The 18,429-nt window shown below is 64.2% G+C and carries 17 protein-coding genes and 3 pseudogenes; 7 read left to right on the forward strand and 13 right to left on the reverse strand.

Translation table 11 applies throughout. The features are described 5' to 3' along the window. Window positions 1–597 precede the first annotated feature (597 nt). Window positions 598–819: a hypothetical protein gene (locus AB0C34_RS23110; protein ID WP_357076554.1), complete on the forward strand. Its 222-nt coding sequence runs from the start codon at window positions 598–600 to the stop codon at window positions 817–819. A gap of 102 nt (window positions 820–921) precedes the next feature. Here the strand turns inward: AB0C34_RS23110 and AB0C34_RS23115 are convergent, their stop codons facing one another. Then, window positions 922–2,928, reverse strand: a complete 2,007-nt coding sequence (locus AB0C34_RS23115) for an FAD-dependent oxidoreductase (RefSeq protein ID WP_357076557.1) — start codon at window positions 2,926–2,928, stop codon at window positions 922–924. A gap of 700 nt (window positions 2,929–3,628) precedes the next feature. On the opposite strand from AB0C34_RS23115, the gene AB0C34_RS23120 reads away from it, so the two are divergent. Beyond that, a complete protein-coding gene (locus AB0C34_RS23120) occupies window positions 3,629–4,033 on the forward strand; it encodes a hypothetical protein (RefSeq protein ID WP_357076560.1) in 405 nt (134 codons plus the stop codon). An 11-nt stretch (window positions 4,034–4,044) separates the two neighbouring features. On the opposite strand, the gene AB0C34_RS23125 is transcribed toward AB0C34_RS23120, so the two are convergent. The 3 genes from AB0C34_RS23125 to AB0C34_RS23135 all read right to left on the reverse strand — a co-directional run bounded on the left by AB0C34_RS23125 (window position 4,045) and on the right by AB0C34_RS23135 (window position 6,582). Beyond that, window positions 4,045–5,445 carry an NAD-dependent succinate-semialdehyde dehydrogenase gene (locus tag AB0C34_RS23125; protein WP_357076563.1) on the reverse strand — a complete coding sequence of 467 codons (1,401 nt, stop codon included), beginning with the start codon at window positions 5,443–5,445 and terminating at the stop codon, window positions 4,045–4,047. A 301-nt stretch (window positions 5,446–5,746) separates the two neighbouring features. Next, window positions 5,747–6,313 carry a hemerythrin domain-containing protein gene (locus AB0C34_RS23130; protein ID WP_357076566.1) on the reverse strand — a complete coding sequence of 189 codons (567 nt, stop codon included), beginning with the start codon at window positions 6,311–6,313 and terminating at the stop codon, window positions 5,747–5,749. After that, window positions 6,265–6,582, reverse strand: a complete 318-nt coding sequence (locus AB0C34_RS23135) for a CinA family protein (RefSeq protein WP_357076569.1) — start codon at window positions 6,580–6,582, stop codon at window positions 6,265–6,267. The genes AB0C34_RS23130 and AB0C34_RS23135 overlap by 49 nt, the downstream gene beginning before the upstream one ends. 155 nt (window positions 6,583–6,737) lie before the next feature. On the opposite strand from AB0C34_RS23135, the gene AB0C34_RS23140 reads away from it, so the two are divergent. After that, entirely contained in the window at window positions 6,738–6,902 is a 165-nt protein-coding gene (locus AB0C34_RS23140) for a hypothetical protein (RefSeq protein WP_357076572.1), read from the forward strand. A gap of 147 nt (window positions 6,903–7,049) precedes the next feature. On the opposite strand, the pseudogene AB0C34_RS23145 reads toward AB0C34_RS23140, so the two are convergent. From AB0C34_RS23145 to AB0C34_RS23180, 8 genes and pseudogenes are all read right to left on the reverse strand, one after another. Continuing rightward, window positions 7,050–7,404, reverse strand: a pseudogene (locus tag AB0C34_RS23145) (SDR family NAD(P)-dependent oxidoreductase); the annotation flags it as partial. Window positions 7,405–7,995: 591 nt separating this feature from the next. After that, window positions 7,996–8,574 (reverse strand): SAM-dependent methyltransferase, encoded by a 579-nt coding sequence (locus tag AB0C34_RS23150; RefSeq protein WP_357076575.1) that lies wholly within the window; start codon window positions 8,572–8,574, stop codon window positions 7,996–7,998. Then, the gene (locus AB0C34_RS23155; protein ID WP_357076578.1) at window positions 8,571–9,323 is read right to left on the reverse strand and encodes a PIG-L family deacetylase; all 753 of its coding nucleotides are present in this window, start codon (window positions 9,321–9,323) and stop codon (window positions 8,571–8,573) included. Before AB0C34_RS23155 ends, AB0C34_RS23150 begins: the two co-directional genes overlap by 4 nt. Continuing rightward, a complete protein-coding gene (locus AB0C34_RS23160) occupies window positions 9,320–10,246 on the reverse strand; it encodes an acyl-CoA dehydrogenase (protein ID WP_357076581.1) in 927 nt (308 codons plus the stop codon). The genes AB0C34_RS23155 and AB0C34_RS23160 overlap by 4 nt, the downstream gene beginning before the upstream one ends. Before the next feature lie 13 nt (window positions 10,247–10,259). Further along, window positions 10,260–11,000, reverse strand: a complete 741-nt coding sequence (locus AB0C34_RS23165) for a glycosyltransferase (protein ID WP_357076584.1) — start codon at window positions 10,998–11,000, stop codon at window positions 10,260–10,262. Next, the gene (locus AB0C34_RS23170) at window positions 11,000–11,260 is read right to left on the reverse strand and encodes a hypothetical protein (protein ID WP_357076587.1); all 261 of its coding nucleotides are present in this window, start codon (window positions 11,258–11,260) and stop codon (window positions 11,000–11,002) included. The genes AB0C34_RS23165 and AB0C34_RS23170 overlap by 1 nt, the downstream gene beginning before the upstream one ends. Window positions 11,261–11,299: 39 nt before the next feature. Beyond that, window positions 11,300–11,812 (reverse strand): DNA starvation/stationary phase protection protein, encoded by a 513-nt coding sequence (locus tag AB0C34_RS23175; RefSeq protein WP_357076590.1) that lies wholly within the window; start codon window positions 11,810–11,812, stop codon window positions 11,300–11,302. Between the two features lie 659 nt (window positions 11,813–12,471). Beyond that, entirely contained in the window at window positions 12,472–12,624 is a 153-nt protein-coding gene (locus AB0C34_RS23180; RefSeq protein ID WP_357076593.1) for a hypothetical protein, read from the reverse strand. 644 nt (window positions 12,625–13,268) lie between these two features. Between AB0C34_RS23180 and AB0C34_RS23185 the strand changes: the two are divergent. The 4 genes and pseudogenes from AB0C34_RS23185 to AB0C34_RS23200 form a co-directional block, all read left to right on the forward strand. After that, a pseudogene (locus tag AB0C34_RS23185) lies at window positions 13,269–13,421 on the forward strand (hypothetical protein); the annotation flags it as partial. 492 nt (window positions 13,422–13,913) lie between these two features. Next, a pseudogene (locus tag AB0C34_RS23190) lies at window positions 13,914–14,123 on the forward strand (hypothetical protein); the annotation flags it as partial. Between the two features lie 167 nt (window positions 14,124–14,290). Then, window positions 14,291–15,349 carry a family 2B encapsulin nanocompartment shell protein gene (locus AB0C34_RS23195; RefSeq protein WP_357076596.1) on the forward strand — a complete coding sequence of 353 codons (1,059 nt, stop codon included), beginning with the start codon at window positions 14,291–14,293 and terminating at the stop codon, window positions 15,347–15,349. Next, window positions 15,333–17,471 carry a polyprenyl synthetase family protein gene (locus tag AB0C34_RS23200; protein ID WP_357076599.1) on the forward strand — a complete coding sequence of 713 codons (2,139 nt, stop codon included), beginning with the start codon at window positions 15,333–15,335 and terminating at the stop codon, window positions 17,469–17,471. Before AB0C34_RS23195 ends, AB0C34_RS23200 begins: the two co-directional genes overlap by 17 nt. Window positions 17,472–17,740: 269 nt before the next feature. On the opposite strand, the gene AB0C34_RS23205 is transcribed toward AB0C34_RS23200, so the two are convergent. Then, complete coding sequence (locus AB0C34_RS23205) at window positions 17,741–18,136, reverse strand: hypothetical protein (protein ID WP_357076602.1); 396 nt, start codon at window positions 18,134–18,136, stop codon at window positions 17,741–17,743. Between the last annotated feature and the right edge of the window lie 293 nt (window positions 18,137–18,429).

Raw genomic sequence — 18,429 nt, forward strand, 5'->3', positions numbered from 1 at the left:
ATGTCGGACGCTGTTTCCAGCAGCCCGCCATCATCTCTGTTAATGGCGGCTAGCTTGTGGGCGACCGCGGCTCGGGACCGCTCATTGCCCGGCACGGGTTGTGCGAACGAGGATTCACCCGTCTCTGGTGGGTATGCCGACATCAGCGAAGGTCGCCACTGGTGCTGGCCGCTTCCTCGCCCGTCGTCGGAGCGAAAGGTCCGTCGGCGCAACCGCACTTTTCGGGTCCTGACCTCTCCTGTGGCGGTCGGATTGTTCGGTTGGCTGAGCAGGAGGACCGCGCACACCGGCGCGCTGGAGCACTACCCGATGCGTGCCTTGTCGCCGGATCGAGCGACCCCTGCATAGGCTCTGGTCTGAGCTCTATCCAGAGTGGGTAGCGGTCGGAAATGCGCGATCTCCGGCCGGTCGCCACAGTACTGATGGCAACTGTCGTCAGCGTTGTCGTCGGACTAGTGTGGGACCTGCGGCCGATGATGGATTGGGAACGGTGAGAGTGTTCACCGCCGCTAGAAAGGAGTTGTGTTCATGGCAACCACATGCACTACTTCGCGCCGGATATTGGCCCGCGCAGCTGTCGCCGGCGCAATTGCTGCTGTGTCCCTGACAATACCGACGATTCCGGCTTCGGCCGATCCGGCGATGTCCGTCGCGGTCGGCACCGAAATCAGGCATGACCGTTGGGACGACCGTCCTGGTTTCCATGGCAACGGTTACGGCAAAGATTGGTGGGGGGATCACGACCGCGGTCGCGGCAATGATCCATTGTGGCGTCTGTTCCACAATCTCATACCGGGTGGCGTGTTCGGCAGCAGTTGATCGCGTCCTCGTTGAAGGGCACTGTTCTGCCGAAGGAGAGCTGGTCAAGGATGCCCGCTCGTATATGCACAATAGGCGGGCATCCTCTGGACGGCGCGGGCGTCAGGACGCGATGTCGCCGTCGTGCCTGGCCTGCAAAATTCGGCGTGCCCCCGTCAGTGCCGCGGTACCGACGACCTCTTCCAGTTGCTCCCAGCGGGTGACCAGGTCGGTGAGCATCATCATCATGACGTCGGGGAAGGCGTAGAGGAACGTCTTGTAGCGGTAGTGGTCGAGGTAGTAGAGGCGGACCGCGGTCACGGCGGTGACGGTCATGGTTCTGGCGTCGAAGAACAGGTCGTGGCCGCCGAGGATACTGCCTCTGCTCAGCACGGCGCGGTCGTAGACACCGCCGAAATCGACCTCCACGTCACCCGCGGCCACGACGTAGACGCCGTGCGCGGTATCGTCTTCGCGGCAGATGGGATCGCCGGGGGCGTAGGTGAGTTCATCGAACATGGAGGCGAGGGTTTCCAGGTCGGTGTCGACGAGAGGTGCGAACAACGGCACGCCGAAGGGGTCGACACCCTCGGTGAGGCACGCTACGCGAGTGCGTAGACAGTCGAAACTGAGGTGCTTCATACGCATTCGCGCGAAGCGCTTCATACGGTCGATATCGCGGCGCTGTCGGCGCGAGGTCTCGGTGCTCGGCGGGCTGTAGATCGACGGGTCGTCGGCGATGCGCGCCGCCTCGCGCAGACCCGATTCGTAGGCACTGTGGACGCAGCCCCAGTGGTAACTGTTGGTCGCCTCGCCGGCGAAGAACAGGCGCGCGCCGACGGGCTCGGCGAGTGTGTCGAGGTCCCGCGGGGAAGCGTCGACGCCGATACAGGCGTAGGAACCGAGCGCGTAAGGGTCGGTCGACCACGCCGTTCTGGAAACATGCTTGGGCGCGGGAGCGTTCGTGCCGAAGATATCCCGCACGACGCCGGTCGCGTAGTTCTGGACCTCGACATCGGCCCAGGTTTCCATGGCGCGTCCGAGCGATGCGCCGAGTAGCAGGACCAGAATCGGCTTGCCGTGCGACTTCCACATGCTGATGACCACGGTCGGGTACTTGTCGGTCTCCCGGCACAGATAGCCGAAGACGTATTGCTCGGCGGGCCAGAAGATTCGGTCGTAATGCAGGGCGATCTTGTTCAGCGTGCCGAACCCGACGCGGTCGATGGCTCGACGTTTGGTGTCCGGCAATGGCGGGACGAACACGATCCCGTTCGATTTGAGAACGCCGAGTGGCACGGTGATCAGCACCTTGTCGGCTTCGTGGACGCCGCGGTCGGTCGTCACCCGCACCGTCGCCGAGCCGTCGCCGGTATCGATCCGGCGCACAACGGTCTCCAGTTCGATGGTCAGATCCTCGGCGAGTGCATCGATCACTGCCTGGTATCCGCCGTGCAGGACGCTGTCGCCATATCCGTAGACGCGGTAGCCGTCCTCCCAGAACTTGAACGATAGTTCGCCGGGTTCCTCACCGACGTCTTCGCGCAGGATCACGTTGAGGTGATATCGGATGGCCTGCTCATCGCCGTGACTGTGGCCCGCTTCAGCGAGGATCTGGTCCACGACCGCGGCCAGCGGAACATCTGGATGTCCGCGGCGGCGGGCGATTTCGGCGCGCTGCTCGAGTTCGTGGAGCACTTTGTCGGCGAGTTCCAAGGTCCGGTTCTTGACCGTCGCGGGGCTGACCTGCCGATCGGGTCCGATCAGCGCCAGGCTGTCGAATCCGCCGGTATAGGAACTGTCGCCGCCGACATAACTGTGCGGGATCTCGAGTTGATCGACCAATTCGGTGAGCGGATTGCCCTCCGTACCGTGTATCCAGTGCGCGCCCAGATCGACGCCATCGCTGTCGGTCCAGATCCGGCCGCCGATCCTGTTGCGCGCTTCCAGCACGGTCACGGCATGGCCTTGCTTCCGAAGAGCCTGCGCGGCAGTCAATCCCGCGATCCCAGCACCCACCACGAGTACGCTCGGCGGCCTCGTCTCGGTCGCTGCGTCGCCGATCGTCGGCTGCCCCGCGAAGGCAGACTCCGAGCCATTACTCGACGAAAAGTCATTCGACTGCTCCATCTGCACAGTATCGAAGAAATGTGCTGGTTGAGAGGGCAATTCACCAGGATGGCCTACGATCGCTCAGCCGTTCCGGACCACACCCGACACACTGGCCGATTCGGGCCGACCGAGTACATCGCATCCGCTACGCCCACCGCCCAGCGGCAGAAACTCCCGCCGCCATGAGTCGGGCTCCCCAGGAGGCCACTGGGACAGTACTGCTACGACGCGACGGTTCCCGGCGCGACCTGCGATCCGCGGACATTGTGCGATCGATTGGAAGTCCGAACCGCCCAGCCGGGCTGTCCCGTGGTCGAGCATGCGCCCGCTTCTCCTTCGGCTCGGATCTCCCTCTTGCCCCTTTCCTCTTCGCGGCGTTGGACCGGTTCGGACTTCCGTCGGTGTGGATGGGACCGTCGAGCATCACGAACGCGCTGCCCGGGGCCGGCCCGGCGAATAACGCCCGGCTGTTCTGATTCCGACGCCCGAATTGTTCGTAATAGGCTGTACCACAACGCTGTTCGTTACCCGATAAATTCTGCCGTATGCGGCTGTTCGGTCGGATCGGTCAGCGTTTATAGTCGAAATGTAGTCGATGAGTCGAACCGCAACGCTGGCGTCCGGCACGGATGCCCTTCATTCGCGACGACTGGTGTTCCACGCCAAGATGATCACCGCGGCGGGGGATTCGATGGGAATCTGACTTAGGAGAAGGAAAATGAGCTTCGAGCTCGTCGGTCGCGCGGTTGTGCTCACGGCAGCGACGGCTCTTTCCAATTTGCTCTTCACCGGCGTGGCCGACGCCGCGACAACCTCCACTATCGACAGTGCCACTGCTGTTGGTGGCGGTAGCGTGATCGTGTCGGTTACCTACAGCTGCGATGGCTCGAGTGATGCTCGGCGGCTGACGGCAGTGATCGACGACAGTACCTCGGGAGCCGTCGGCGCCGGTTACGTTGTGCCGATCTGCGACTCGCAGAGTCACACGGTCAGCGTGCCGGTGAACACGAACGGCGGTGCCTTCGCCCGGGGGCACATAGCGAAGATCGCCGTGGACATGGTCGATGGGTTCGGAAACAGCATCGGGAGCGTGGGTAGTTCGGGGACCTTCACTCAGGGTTAGTTCGCCACGAGCTACCCGCCGACTCCGGAAATCTTCGAATCTTTCGGGAGGGTGCGAATGAGCTTGCGGTTGGCGAATTCTCCGATTCCATAGTGTGAGAGTTCGCGTCCGAACCCCGAGCGTTTGGTCCCTCCGAACGGTAGTTCCGGTGCGGTTCCTGTCGGGTGGTTGATCCACACCATGCCGTTGTCGAGTCGGTCAGCGACCGAGTTCGCGGCATCGACATCACCGGAGAAGATGGTCGCGCCGAGCCCAAAATTCGAGGCATTGGCTTTTTCCACGGCGTCGTCGGCATCGGCTATCGCGTACACGACGGCCACCGGGCCGAATAGCTCTTCGGCGAAGGCGCGCATGTTCTTGGTGACGCCGGTCAGCACTGTCGCTTCGAAATACGCGCCGGGCCGGCTGGCGCGGTGACCACCGACCACTGCTGTCGCACCCTTGTCGAGTGCTTCTTGCACGAGTTCTTCGAGGTCCTCGACCGCCTGCTCCGACGACAGTGGTCCCAGCGTGGTCGACTCGTCCAGCGGATCACCCAGTCGCAGGTGTCCGAGCGCGTCGGCGAGGCCACCGACAAAGCCGTCATAAAGGTCCCGCTGGACGAAGAAGCGCTTGGCTGCCACACAACTTTGGCCTGTGTTGGCCATGCGTCCGGTCGCGGCGCCTTCGATGAGCCGACTGAAGTCGCCCCCGTCATCGAGGACTATGAACGGGTCGCTGCCACCGAGTTCGAGCACCGCCTTCTTGATGTTCTTCCCGGCTCGCTCGCCAACACTTGCCCCAGCACGCTCGCTACCGGTGAGGGATACACCCTTGATCTTGGGGTTGTCGATAATGCGCGAAATCTTTGCGCCGGAAACGAAGAGGTTGGTGTACACACCCTCGGGTGCTCCGGCATCGGCGAATAACTTCTCGAGCGCTAATGCCGACTGTGGACAACTGCTTGCATGTTTGATCAGAACCGTGTTGCCCAGCATCAGATTCGGTCCGACAAAGCGGACCACCTGGTACAGCGGAAAGTTCCACGGCATCACTCCGAGCAGCGCGCCGATGGGCGTAGTACGCACCACAGCCGAACCATCGTCGACCTCGATGGTTTCGTCGGCGGTCATCTTCTCGCCGTTTTCCGCGTAATACTTCAAGATCGCGGATGCCAGCGCGACTTCATCTCTGCTTTCCCCGATCAGCTTGCCCATTTCCACTGTCAGCAACGGTGCGAACTCGTCGGATCGGTCGGCCAGGAGCTGTGCGGCTCGCGCGAGGAGGGCCGCGCGCTCTCGCTTGTCCGTGGTGCGCCATGATGCGTATGCGATGTCCGCGGCATCTATCGCTGTGTCGACGTGTTGGTCGGTGAACTCTTCGAATTCCTTCACCGTGGAGTTGTCAGCGGGATTGATAGTGGCGATCGGCATGAAAAATTCCTTTCGAAACGTAGACGGTGCGGAAATGCGTACACCGTCCACGAGCGGCTTCCAGATCGAGTGCGTTGAGATGCGGCGCTGCTGGGCGAGTTCGGTCGTCCATACGGCACATCGGCCGGGCCGTTGGCGTTCGCTGTCCTGCGGATGGTGGTGTACCCCACGGGCGCACCTTTCCCAGCACGTCGTCGTGCCTACTCTGTGGCGGCGCGCTGCCCAACACAGATCGAGACGGTAGAACCCGAGTGCCATCACCACCGGATCGCGCCTGACGGTCGGCGCGTACCGCCACTGATCAGTGGCGCGGCTTCGTGATCATGTCTTTGGCGCGATCCATCATCGCTGCGAACGGACCGACCAGCGCGTTGGCTGTGGCCGATTCCACACCGGGGTGCGGACGGGTCGGCGCCATCGCTTCGGCAAGTTCGACCGTGCTGCGCATCCGTGCGAGGGCATCGGCATCCAGCTCCTGATGCAGGCGGGTGAATTCCTCACTCTCCTCGTGTTCGGCGTGTGCCAACACGGCCCTGCGCAACCCGTCCAGTTTCACCTCGAATTCGACCGAGTCGATATCGATCGCCTCGAGTTCTGCCAACTGCTTCTTCGCCTTCTTCTCCTCCTCCAGGCGTGCATCGACTATGGCGGGGCCGTCGCCGATCTCACGACGGGCGCGTGGGTGGACAATCTCCTCCTCGGCGGTTTCATGCACCGCCAGCAGTCGTCGCAGCTCGAAGAATTTGCGCTCGCGCTCCTCGACATCGGAGGCCTGGGCGGTTTCGAGAAATAGTTGTCTGATTCGTCCGTGCTGCTCGATCAGGAAGTCGACAGCGTCCGGGGTCGAATTGATCGTTCCAGGTGACATACTGGTTCTCCTTCCAGGATAGCGCGCTTGCCGCGCCGCAGACCGTGATCTGCGTTCGCAATGTTTCCGCAGGGCGAATGCCCTCGTGACGGGAGGCGAAACCGAGGCCTCGCACCGCGCCACGCCCGCACGTCGGCCTCGGTGGCCACCGCGAACCAGACCGAGCCCGCCGGTTCGCCATCCTGCGGGTCCGGTCCGCCTGCACGCGTCACCGCCACCGCCACGACCGAATCCAGCAACGACCAGGCTTGCTCATCTGCGGACGACATTGCGCTCCCTTCTGGGCTGCTGCTTGAACAAAAATCTCGGCAGATCAGATTTTCGGCGCCCAAAAGCGAGGGAGAAGCCTACCGCTACCGATTCGATTCAGGAACGGTCACCCCGCGAACTGAGTCGGCGCTTCGTAGCCGGGTACGCAACCAACATGAGCACACCGAAAATCGACCCGAAGACCGCGGCCGCGATGCAAGAGGAGCCGGATTTCGCCGACGAGCACACCAAGCCGACGCACGCCGACGAGCACCCGACCGGCGAAGTCATCGAAACCGACGAGTCGACTCCGAACGAGCACAGCGGCATGGACCCGTAATTCCCGCTAGGCCGAGCAGACATTGACATTCCATCGGTCAGGCTGAAGTGCGGTGTGGTCGTCGGTCGAGTGCTTGTATGTCGTGGCCGCGACAAAGCTGGGATGGATCGGCTCGATCAAGGTCGGTTCGTACACCATGAGGGTGCTGACCAACACGTCGATCCGGCCGGATTCCTGCACAGTTCGATCGATGACCGCGCGGCAGGGCCGGGGTCGGAGAGATCACTCGGCACGAGCACGGCCCTGCGCCCCGCCCGCGTCACGAGGTCGGCGACCTCTTGTGCGTCGTCGACTTCGTCGAGGTAGGAGATCAGCACGTCGGCGCCTTCTCGTGCGTAGGCGATGCGACGGCCCGGCCGATTCCGCTGTCGGCGCCGGTGATGAGCGGCGACTTTGCCGGTCAACTTGCCGGACCCGCGGTAGCTGTCCTCACCGCAGTCCGGTACGGAACCATCCGGGACTGAATGCCGGGAACCTCTTGGTGCTGCGTGGTAAAACCCATCATCGATTCCTGTGGGCTGGTGCGGTTTGCCGGTTCCAGGTGAGCACGCCGACCGCGAGCACTCGCGCGATGACCTGAAGTAGTCGGACACCTCGGAACTCGCCGGGGAAGTCCGTGCTGGCCGGGTGTCGCGAGGCGGGTACCCGGGGGTGTACAGGCCGATCAGACGGTTGTATTCGGTTGCATCGAACCGCTTGTCCCTTGGGGTGGGCGGGTTATCCAGATCGATTCGTCGGCCATCTCGCTGCCGACAGATACCGCTCCGACTCCCGCTGTACACACAGCGGCCCGGGCACACTCCGATTGCGCATCCTTTCGCTGGGTATCACCCCAGCGACCTACCTGAATATACGACGACGTCATCTGCCGCAGCCGCCGAGAATTACCGGCGCGCGCCACCTGTGGCCAAAAGAAATCACCGGCCAGATGACGCTGACCGATTCAAGTGCGGATGCGGCGGCGAATGCGCAGAGTATCGGCCTGCGTCCCCGCGATCGACTTGGCATCGTCGGCGGTGATTCCGGACCTGAGGCACGGCTCCTGGACGCCGTGGTGGGGTGCGCGCTCATCACCGCTGCCGCGGGGCGCCGATCATGGCCGCACCGTGACGACGTCGATGCGCACGTCGTCGTCGAGATAACCTGCCACGGGCTGGTGCGGCAGCGCCGACAGCGTGATCTGATTGGCTCGATCGCCGTTGAGGTGGTGGTCTTTTTCGTCGTGACGCCAGTGCGAAAGCACGACGATGGTCCCGATCGATAGATGTGCCGCCATATCTTCGATCGCCGATCTGAGCGCGAGTGCTGGCAGGTAGTAGGCCACCTCGCTGACTACGACGAGATCGAAAGTGTCTGCCCAACACCATGCTTCGCCCAGTGCCCAGCGCTGCATCACGATGTTGGCGTGGTCTCGGCATCGCGCACGGGCCAACTCCAGCGCGCGAGGTGCGATATCGGTGGCGACTACCCGATCGCAGCGTTGCGCGAGCGCGAGGGTGATGTGCCCGTTGGCGCAGCCCGGCTCGAGTGCGGCGTGATATCGGGGGCGAGGCAGCAACGCCATCAACAGTTTCCGCTTGCGGATCTCGTACCAGTCGGTGTCGAAGTTCCATGGGTCCGGGTCGGCGCGGTACTTTGCGTCGAAGAATTCCGGATCGCTGCGCGGACTCACACCAGGACCACTTCGTCCAGCGCGAGTAGACGTTCGACCACGTGCGGTGGTAGTACCGCCCGATCAGCGGGATGCTGTGACAGCGGGTGCAGTTGCGAGCAAAACTGTGCGGTGGCTCGACGTTTCCGCGCAGTGCACTCGACGGGCAGTTCCAGTCGGCGTGCTTGCTGCCAGTCGACGGCGTGATCGCCGGGAAACGACCAGTGCCACATCCAGATCGGGTACTCGATGATCCGAGCACCTCTTTCGCGGACTGCGGCGAGGGCCGAGCGGGCGGTGGCTTCATGGTCGGGGTGCCCGTCACAGCGCAGCGGTATCGCGACAGTCGCGCCGACCTCGATGTGCTCACCGAGCAGGGCAACGAGTCGATCCTCGCTTTCGGCGACCGCACCGTCGCGCAGTCCGAGGTGGACGATGTCGTCGATACCAAGGATTCGGGCTGCGGTGGCGGATTCGAGTCTGCGAATAGCAGCGAGTTGGGCGGGTGAGTGGGTGGGTGAACCTGGGTGTGACGCTGCGCCGTCGGTGACGGCGATGACCGACGCACGCACGCCCCTGTCGGTGAGAAAGGCAGCCAGAGCGCCGATTCCGAGGACCTCGTCATCCGGGTGCGGTGCCACGATCTGCAAGACCCGACCGGTCACAGCGGTCGCTTCGATGGGCGCGAGTTGCTGTATCCACGGCCGCCACACCGCACTCGGCGTGCCAGGCGAGGTGAGATCGCATTCCGCGAATCGCCGAGTGTTCATCGTGGCCCCACCAGTGCACCCAGGTCCGCGAGATCGTAGTCGGCGTGGCTCTGGCGCAAGTAGACAGTGAGGTCGGCGACCCGCCGCGCGTGCGCCGCGTTCTGGGCCAAAGGTGCTGCGCCCAGTGCGCGGCCGACCCGGTCGATGGTGCACGTCGCGGCGTGTTCCACGATCGCGCGCACCCGCCTCGCTCGAATCCGGGCCGTGTGCGAATCGTGCGGGTCGGCATCGACTTCGGCGGCCGCGCAGGCGAGTGCACAGCGAGCCGCGTACAGCGCGGCATCGACAGCGCCACGGTGGGATTGTCGCAACGGATCGTCTCCCGAGCTCTCCAGCAAAAGATCCCCGACGCCCTGCGCCGCCCCCAGCCAGCACGCGGCGACACCGACCGCACCGTGCCAGAACCCGGCTCGCCCCAGGTAACCACCGGGTGCGGCGACCAAAGTCGCGGGCACAGCATCGAAGTCCATGGTCGATGTCGCGGAACCGACCATGCCTGACCCGTGCCAACTGCCAGGCACTGCGGCCACACCCGGCTCGGCCAGGTCCACCGCGAACAGCGCGGCGCCACCCTCGATATCGGCGGTCACGAGTGCGTGCGAGCAAATTCCCGCGCCCGAACACCAAACCTTCCGGCCGGACAGCACCGCGGTGCTCGCGTGCAGTACCGCGCGCAAGACCGGCGTCGGGGGCTGCGCCGCCCACACGCCCCACAGCTGTCCCGGCTGCGGCATCGTGCTGCCTAGATCGTGACTGATCGCGCAGGCGTCGGCGTGTGCCTCGGTCAATCGGCCGATCACGACGTCGTCACGAGCCGTATCGAACAGCGCTTGCCAGCGACTATCGGTTCCGCCGCTACCGGGCAACGGCCACGACAGTGCTTTGTCGGCCGGAATATCGGCGCGGGCCGGTGCTCGGTCCATCACACGGTGCTCCTCACGCACAGTCCGGCGATGTGTCCGCCAGATCCGTCAGATATCCCTCGAATCCGCCGGTGACACGGTTGTCGTGGCGGTCAGAGGTGCGAACTGCCGAGTCGTGCCATAGAACCCGCGCGCCAGCCGCTTCGAGCCGTGCGACGAGGTCGATATCCTCGTCGACACGCACGGGAGCGAAACCACCTACGCGGTGGTACCAGGTGGCGCGGAAGCCGAGATTGGCACCATGCACGTGCCGAGGGGAATCGCGGGCAATCCGGTGGTAGCGGCGTTCGTACTCTGCCCGCACAGCCGCGGTGCGCTCTCGCCACTGCACCGCGACGGTACCCACAGTCACATCCGCGATGACCGCGTGACTCAGTTGCTTCGCCAGCCACCGGGTGGGCACCGACGAATCGGCGTCGGTCGTTGCGTACCACAGATGCTCCGCACCGGCGAGACCGTACTGCTCTGCCGCGAAGGCGAATCCTGCCGCACGCGCCACACCCACATTTCCCGCATCGACCCGTACGATCGCCATCGATGCAGGGACCAGGCGTGCGGAGCCATCCACGCACGAGTCGAGTACGACGATCACACGAACCGGAATCGGCACCATATGCGCGGCACACTGCAGCGACCACAGACACCGTGACAGCAGCGCCTCTTCGTTGTGCACCGGCACGACCACTGCGACAGCGCTCGGTGCCACCCGAACCGCGTTGTCGCGGGACGACGGCAACCTGCGAACAGCTGACATCACAATCGCCCTTTGTGCGCTACCTCGACTCCGAACCCCGACACATGGCGATCTACCCGCAATGTGCAGGCGGAAACAATCGAGGCGACCGGTCCTTCTTCCAGATCCGCGATCACCGTGTCATGGGCAGCGACGACGAATCCTCGATCCGCGCATGCGGCGGCGCGGAGTACGCCGAGCACGCCGGTGTGGTGGCGCAAGTGTTGTGTCGAGGTGGCGACGTCATTCGGTCGACGCCGACGCACCCGACGATTCGTCACGACCAGCACACTGCGCTGGCGGCAGCCCGTGTGGGCTGGTCAGACCGTCCGATTCTCCGCCTTGATCATCCAGGCCAGTTTCTCCAGTGCGTCGATGATCTGGTGGAGCAGATCGCTGGTGCTGGGATCCTCGGTGTCGACAGCGTCGTGCACGGTGCGAATGGTGTCGGTTACTGCGTAGGTCCGCGTTGTCACCAGGTCGACAACGTCCGCGGTTTTCACCTCTTGGGCCGGGAAAGGCGGCAGACTCGTCGTCGCCGCTACGGTGTCGGACCGCCCGTCGGGGACGGCGTCGAGTGCTCGCATCCGCTCTGCGATGGTGTCGCTGGCCGCGCGGGCCGCGTCGACGAGTTCGTCGAGTTGCAGGTGCAGGTCGCGAAAGTTTGTTCCCACGACATTCCAATGGGCCTGCTTGCCCTGCAGGTGCAACTCGACGAGGTCGACCAGCACACGCTGCAGGTCGGCGGCCAACTGGCGGGATGCGGTGAAATTCTGGACATCGTCGGCGTGACGACGGTTGGCACGTTGCTTAGTGTGAGGCGCTGCAGTCATGTTCGTGCTCCCTTTCACAATCGGACGGATCATCCTGTTCGGCTCCGCGCTCGCCGCTTCCGAACCCGCTTCGTCGCCGTTGGGTGATGTTCCATTCGGCAGGCCGATTGTCATGTGGTGGTTTTTCGTCGCCCGCAGGCACGAGGAGGTCGTCGCGTCGGGTAGAAGAAGCGCTCCGACCGGCACTGGTCCCAGCCGAGAACCTGTCCGCTTTTCGCGCTGAGGCACCCAGTTGGAACAACGCTGTCCCAGTCTAGGCGCTGACATCACAGGTGGCCTCGAAATGGCCGGACGCAGTACTCTGGCGTGCGGTTGGCGCTCGCCGATTCGCTGTCGGTTGGACTGGCCCATTGGCTCGATCACAAAGGCATCCTGCGGCATAATCGGGCCCGCCTCGACTGCGCGCGAAAACTCATCGCTTTCGATCGGAATGCCTCGAATTGGTGGCCGGTTTCGACTGCGAGGTAGACATGGCCTTGCCGTTTGTACAGAAATTCCGGACAGTGACCGAGCGCGGAAACTCCCACATCTCCGCACGGTCGTCTCGTCCAATCACGCGAATGCTCCAGCTTCTCGCACCCCGCTACCGGTGCTCGCCTGCGCCAGGTGCGCGACGGCTTCGGCGCGGGGCGCGGCATGGTCGAGCACGTCCAGACCGGTCAGGGCGCCGTACCGGCTTCGCTCCCGCCGCCACCCGCCAACCCGGCGACGTCGCTGCGGACGAGAACCTCGATGGTGTGCCGATGGGGCACCGGATCGGTGATCGTCGCCCGGCCGATGTAGCCGGATCCGCCGGTCAGAAAGACCTTCATGGTCGTTGGCCTGTCGCACTCTCGCCTGCACAACCACAGTGCGTCGGCCGGGTCCGGACGGTCCATGACCTATTCCACCTGCTGTAATATTTCAGAGGTATCAATCTTTCCGGATGCGCCGATGTCGTGGCATTTCGAGGCGGTGGCCGCTGTATGGGCACGTCGGTTCTGTGGTGCGCGCTCTCCTTGCCGAGTCCGGTGCGATCACCCGGCGTGAGATCACGCTCGATCCCTAGCTGCACCACTGTGGTCCTCGGCAGTTCGTGGTGCAGTGGTGCGGCGTAGCCGCTCCACTAGGCGAGAGCCGGGCACGTGAGCGGTCATCGATTCGGAAACCGATTCAGCCGTGCCGCCGGAGGTATTCGCTGGGTGGCGGGCCGCGCAGCGCCACATCGTGCGCTTGCTATTCCCGGGGCTTTCCGCGGTCAGCTGGACGTGATCGATCGCCCACACTGGGGTCTCATCGAACTCGTTCAGCCGGGTCCGCCGCCGCGTGCCGTAGCGCAGGCTTGCTCGCACCGTAGTCGCCTTGCGTTCGCGATCACCTGCTCTCTTCGTGAGTCGGTGGTGCGGCCGATGGTCATGGCCACCAGCTCGGTCGACACTGCGCCCGCGAACGCTCGGACGACCGACCCGCTGCGGCGACTGTGCGTCCCCGAAACCCCTTATACGCTCTGCTGATCCGCCCGTACGGCCACATCGCCTGGGCCGCGACGAACAGCGACCCAGCAGGTACCGCCGCACCCAGGCTGCGCGAAGCGCGGTCGTACTGGTTCGGCTCAGCGGCCGACGCGTAAAATAGCGCGTCCCACCGCATACGACTCGACCAGCGGCAGTGGCCACGAGCATGACGACGCCGGTCAGAACCAGGAACTCGACGTCGACGGTGGGGGGATACCCATCATCGGCAGTGGTGGGATCCGCTGCGGTCGATCAGCGCGAGTAGGGTACTGGCTCGATATTTCAGGTTCGACATAATGTGGCGGATGGCTGCGCACGGCGGCAAGAAGAGTTGTGCTCGTCGCGCACCGACGACCTCGATCCGAGCCGGCGGATGCTGCGAGTACGGGCGGAGACGGCGGAGCATCGGCTCGGGCGGAAGCCCCGTCGTTCTGAAAGTCGTTGTACGCCGGTTTGTTTGATTTCAACCCTGCGGTGTCGGCCCGTCTCTATCATGGTGAACAGCAAGTCCGTTGGATGGCAAGCGCCGGAAGCCGTTAGCGGTAGGCCGGTCAATGTGGTTGCTTTCGTGTGACACTCCCCACTTCACCTATGCGATTGGTCGAGCTATGCGTGAAACGACAGCAGGACCGAGCTCGGAATCGAACGGGCATAACGATGTTGGACAACTCAGCCTCAGCACCACGGCGGCGCGCAAGTTGGCGGCGACGACCAAATCTGTTCCACAGATGCAAAGCATCACCCCTCGTTGGCTGCTCGAACTACTGCCATGGGTCGAGGCGCGGGGTGGCGCGTACCGGGTCAACCGGCGAATGAACTACACGCTGGGTGACGGACGGCTGGACTTCCTCACCACCGGCGACGAGGTGAAGGTGATTCCGGCCGAGTTGACCGAACTCCCATGGCTGCGGACATTCGCCGACTCTGACGTGCTGGGCACCCTGGCCGCAGGTTCACTCAACACGAATACGAACCCGGAGAGGTCTTGGTTTCGGCCGGCGCCCAGGCCGACAGACTCTATCTGCTCGTACACGGACGGCTCGCCAAACTCAGTGAAGGCGAATTCGGGCAGGAGTCGACTCTGGAAATAATCGCCGACGGCGACTATTTCGGCGACGAGGCGCTGGTTGGCCCGGATAGCGCCTGGAATTACTCGGTCAAGGCCACCACAGCCTGCACGGTTATGTCTTTGCCCAAGACAGCCTTTCAGGAGCTGCTCGCGCAATCCGAAAAACTGCGCGGCCACCTGGAAATATTTCAGACAACCACAGGCAAAGCGCAGAACGTCCACGGTGAGGCCGACGTGGAGGTCAATTCCGGTCATCGCGGAGAGGCGCTCCTCACCGGCACTTTCGTCGACTACGAACTCGAGCCCCGCGAATACGAGCTGAGCATCGCCCAGACCATCCTGCGGGTCCACACCCGTGTCACCGACCTCTACAACGAACCGATCGACCAGCTCGAGCAGCAGTTGCGATTGACCATCGAAGCGGTGCGCGAGCGTCAGGAGTACGAGCTGGTCAACAACAGGGAATTCGGTCTGTTGCACAACGCGGACTTCGGCCAGCGTATCTATACCCGCAGTGGCCCGCCCACCCCGCACGACATGGATCAGTTGCTCAACACGGTCTGGAAGAACCCCAGTTTCATTCTCGCGCATCCGGAAGCAATCGCGGCCTTCCGCGACGAGTGTACTCGGCAGGGCGTTTCCCCCGAGACCATCCACGTTCTCGGCGGTCGGATCTCCGCATGGCGCGGCGTGCCCATTTACCCCTGCTGGAAGATCCCGATCAGCGACCGGCGGACCACCTCGATCCTGGTGATGCGCACCGGCGAGGCCGACCAGGGCGTCATCGGTCTGCGCAAGACCGGCCTGGTCGACGAATACGAGCCGGGTCTGAGCGTGCGGTTCATGAGCATCAGCGAACAGGCGATCGTCAACTACCTGATCACCTGCTACTACTCACTGGCCGTTCTGGTTCCAGACGCGCTGGGCGTCCTGGAGAACGTTCAACTCGGGAGCGCCGATGGTCACCACCGCTGATGCGGCCACCGACCCCTTCGCACGCGCCCGCCGACTGATCGCCCCTGGTTTGCGGGCAGCGGCGGATCGAATGTCCTCTCCGCTACGCCGGGTCATCGGCTACCACTTCGGCTGGTGGGACGAGCACGGCAACCCGGTGGACGACAACAGCGGCAAGGCACTGCGGCCCGTTTTGGCCATGCTCGCGGCCGAAGCGGTCGGCGGCACCGCGGAGGGTGCGGCCAACGCGGCCATCGCGGTGGAACTTGCGCACAACTTCTCGTTACTGCACGACGACATCATGGACCAAGACCGCGTCCGCCGGCACCGGCCCACCGCCTGGACGGTCTTCGGCGTGCCCGCCACGATCCTCGCCGGCGACGCGCTGAGCACTTTGGCGGCAGAGGCTCTGGTGGCCGATGGCCCACCGCTGGCCACCGACGGGATACCCCGCCTCAACGAGGCGCTGCTGCGGCTCGACGATGGCCAAGCCGCGGACCTGGCCTTCGAGGGCCGTGCCGACGTGCCACTAGAGGAATGCGTGGCGATGGCGCGTGACAAGACCAGCGCGTTGTTCGCCGCGGCGTGCGAACTCGGTGCCATGTCCGCCAATGCGTCACCGCAACGGGTCTGGCAGCTGCGTCAGTTCGGCGAACATCTCGGCCTGGTGTTTCAACTGGTCGATGATCTCCTTGGCATCTGGGGTGATCCGGCCGCGACCGGTAAACCCGTCATGTCCGACCTGCGTGCCCGCAAGAAGTCGCTGCCGGTGGTGGCCGCGCTCAACACAGGCAACAGTGCCGCGCGACGACTAGCCGAACTGTATTGCGGTGACGAGCCGTTGGACGACGACGCTCTGCGGACCTGTGTCGACCTGATCGAGGAGGCGGGCGCACACACCTGGGCGCACCAGGAAACCGAGCGTCAACTCGACTTCGCCCTGGCCTGCCTACAGGCCGCCAACCCGGAGCCGAAAGCAGCAGCGGAACTGGCGGCGTTGGCGCGGCAACTCAGCGTGCGGCCGAGCGTATCGCCACCGGCGAGGACGGAGCCGTCCGAGCCACCGACGTTCGAGGGGCTTCGCCCCGCCCGGCTCAACCCGTACCTGGACACGGCTCGCGCACATGCTCTGGCGTGGGCCAGGGGCATGTCCATGTTCACGGCGCACGCTGGCATCACGCCGTGGACCGAGCGACAGTTCGCGAAGGAGGACTACGCGCTGCTGACTTGCTACCTGTTCCCAGCCGCTCCTGGTGGCACGATCGATGTGCTCACCGACTGGAATACGTGGTTGTTCCACGTTGACGACTACTTTGCCAAGGCCTGCGAGCGCACTGCCAGTACGACGCCGGTCAAGACTCAGGTGGCAAGGCTGGCGCAGTTCATGCCGATCGACTCGGTGCAGGACGTGCCGGTGGCAACCAGCCCCACCGAACGCGGTCTCGTCGATCTGTGGTCGCGCACCGCGCCGGTCATGTCGCGTGGCTGGCAGCGCAAGACTCGCGAGCGCGTCGAGCAATGTCTTGCCGGCAACCTTCAGGAGCGGCGCAACCTCGTCCACCGGCACGCCAGCAATCCGATCGAGTATCTCGAACTGAAGCGCGTCACCAACGCCGTTCCAGTAGTCGCGTGCCTGGTCGAATACGCCCGGGCGACAGAGCTGCCCACCGCGGTCGTCGCTGATCCGGTGCTGCGATCTCTGGTCGACAGCGTCAACGACGCGAGCATCCTGGTCAACGACATCCATTCCTACCAGCGGGAGATGGCGAGCGAGGACGAGCCCGCCAACATGATATTCGTGGTGCGGAAATTCCTCGGTTGCGATCTCGACCAAGCGGTGGCCATGACCAGCGAGTTGGCCCTCTCCCGACTGGACCAGTTCGAGCACCTCGCCGAGGTCGAGGCGCCGGCGATGGTCACGGAGTGCGGCCTGAACCCGGCCGAGAGCACGAACGTGCTCGGATACATCGAAGGTCTCCGAGACTGGGTACCGGGCTGGCGGGAATGGTTCGCGCGAACCGAACGATACCCGCAGAATCCCGCGGCGGTGACCGTACACAGCGAGCCTGCTGCCATCCGCCGTCGTGGCGGCCCTACTGGTTTGGGCACCGCCACCGCACGCCGGTTGCTGCTGAGCCCATGACTCCCGATCGAACCCCGCGCGGGAAAACGCGTGTGGGGGGGCGCAGTGCGGGCCTGGATTCTCCGAGGGATTCAGGCGGCGGGCGATCTGCTGCGCAGTCTCGAGTCCGAGGTCCGTGAGTCGAGCCGAAAAGTAAGCCGCTGTGCCGTTATCGGAGGTTGTTCAGAGCGTCTGTCAGGAGCTCCGTTCGCCCTCGGTTCCGCCGGGTGAAGGCACGCCCTCACCTGCGGAACCGGGCTGCGACGGATATTGGGCGTCGTGGATACGTTTCAGGGAACGGTAACCGTGACCAGCTCGGTGAATGGCATCCCACCCGTAGGGGTGTCGTCGAAACAGCCGCCCCGGGCGCTGATGGTCGAGCCCGGTTCGAGCCCTTCCAGCGTTGTAGTCACGGTCTGGCCGGGGCCGGCCATCGACTCCGGGGCGCCGTTACCGAAAAAGTGGTGGTTGTTCTCCGGACCGACACCGGCTTCCGCCCAGCATCGACCGGTGCCGTTGGGGTTGTGCACCGTCGCGGTCACAGTTCCCGGGCCGGTGCCGGCGAAGGTGACCTCGGGAGCCTGTAGCGGTGCTTGCGCGCTCGCCGGCACGGTGACCGGGCCGAACACGACAAGCGCAGCGGATGCGGCCAACAGAATAGGTCCATTGATTCGCTTGTTTGTCATAAAACGGACCTTATCGGAAGCATGCGCACCCAATGTTCGCTTCCACCAACGGATTGCGAGCACGGTCGACTGTTGGTCAGCGTAACCAAGGTTGAGCGTGGAAGGGACCAGAGCATCCACCAGGCTCAACAGGCGAGCCACCGGTCACGTGGAAGGTGATGTGCGGGTTGGTGTCGGCCAGTCGAGATCAGATCAGTCGACTGATGTCACCGCGAACCCTGTGGAAACCGCCGCGTTCGATGTGCGGTCGTCGACCACGGGGCGGACGCCGGCGCGCCAAAGGTCTCGGGGGG

It is taken from the genome of Nocardia sp. NPDC049220, assembly GCF_040647855.1.
Taxonomy (GTDB): domain Bacteria; phylum Actinomycetota; class Actinomycetes; order Mycobacteriales; family Mycobacteriaceae; genus Nocardia.

Bases quoted from the DNA above. Each gene is read 5' to 3' on its own strand.
- AB0C34_RS23115 (WP_357076557.1), bottom strand. From the start codon at position 2,928: ATGGAGCAGTCGAATGACTTTTCGTCGAGTAATGGCTCGGAGTCTGCC.
- AB0C34_RS23120 (WP_357076560.1), top strand. From the start codon at position 3,629: ATGAGCTTCGAGCTCGTCGGTCGCGCGGTTGTGCTCACGGCAGCGACG.
- AB0C34_RS23125 (WP_357076563.1), bottom strand. From the start codon at position 5,445: ATGCCGATCGCCACTATCAATCCCGCTGACAACTCCACGGTGAAGGAA.
- AB0C34_RS23130 (WP_357076566.1), bottom strand. From the start codon at position 6,313: ATGTCACCTGGAACGATCAATTCGACCCCGGACGCTGTCGACTTCCTG.
- AB0C34_RS23135 (WP_357076569.1), bottom strand. From the start codon at position 6,582: ATGTCGTCCGCAGATGAGCAAGCCTGGTCGTTGCTGGATTCGGTCGTG.
- AB0C34_RS23140 (WP_357076572.1), top strand. From the start codon at position 6,738: ATGAGCACACCGAAAATCGACCCGAAGACCGCGGCCGCGATGCAAGAG.
- AB0C34_RS23155 (WP_357076578.1), bottom strand. From the start codon at position 9,323: ATGAACACTCGGCGATTCGCGGAATGCGATCTCACCTCGCCTGGCACG.
- AB0C34_RS23160 (WP_357076581.1), bottom strand. From the start codon at position 10,246: ATGGACCGAGCACCGGCCCGCGCCGATATTCCGGCCGACAAAGCACTG.
- AB0C34_RS23165 (WP_357076584.1), bottom strand. From the start codon at position 11,000: ATGTCAGCTGTTCGCAGGTTGCCGTCGTCCCGCGACAACGCGGTTCGG.
- AB0C34_RS23175 (WP_357076590.1), bottom strand. From the start codon at position 11,812: ATGACTGCAGCGCCTCACACTAAGCAACGTGCCAACCGTCGTCACGCC.
- AB0C34_RS23180 (WP_357076593.1), bottom strand. From the start codon at position 12,624: ATGAAGGTCTTTCTGACCGGCGGATCCGGCTACATCGGCCGGGCGACG.
- AB0C34_RS23200 (WP_357076599.1), top strand. From the start codon at position 15,333: ATGGTCACCACCGCTGATGCGGCCACCGACCCCTTCGCACGCGCCCGC.
- AB0C34_RS23205 (WP_357076602.1), bottom strand. From the start codon at position 18,136: ATGACAAACAAGCGAATCAATGGACCTATTCTGTTGGCCGCATCCGCT.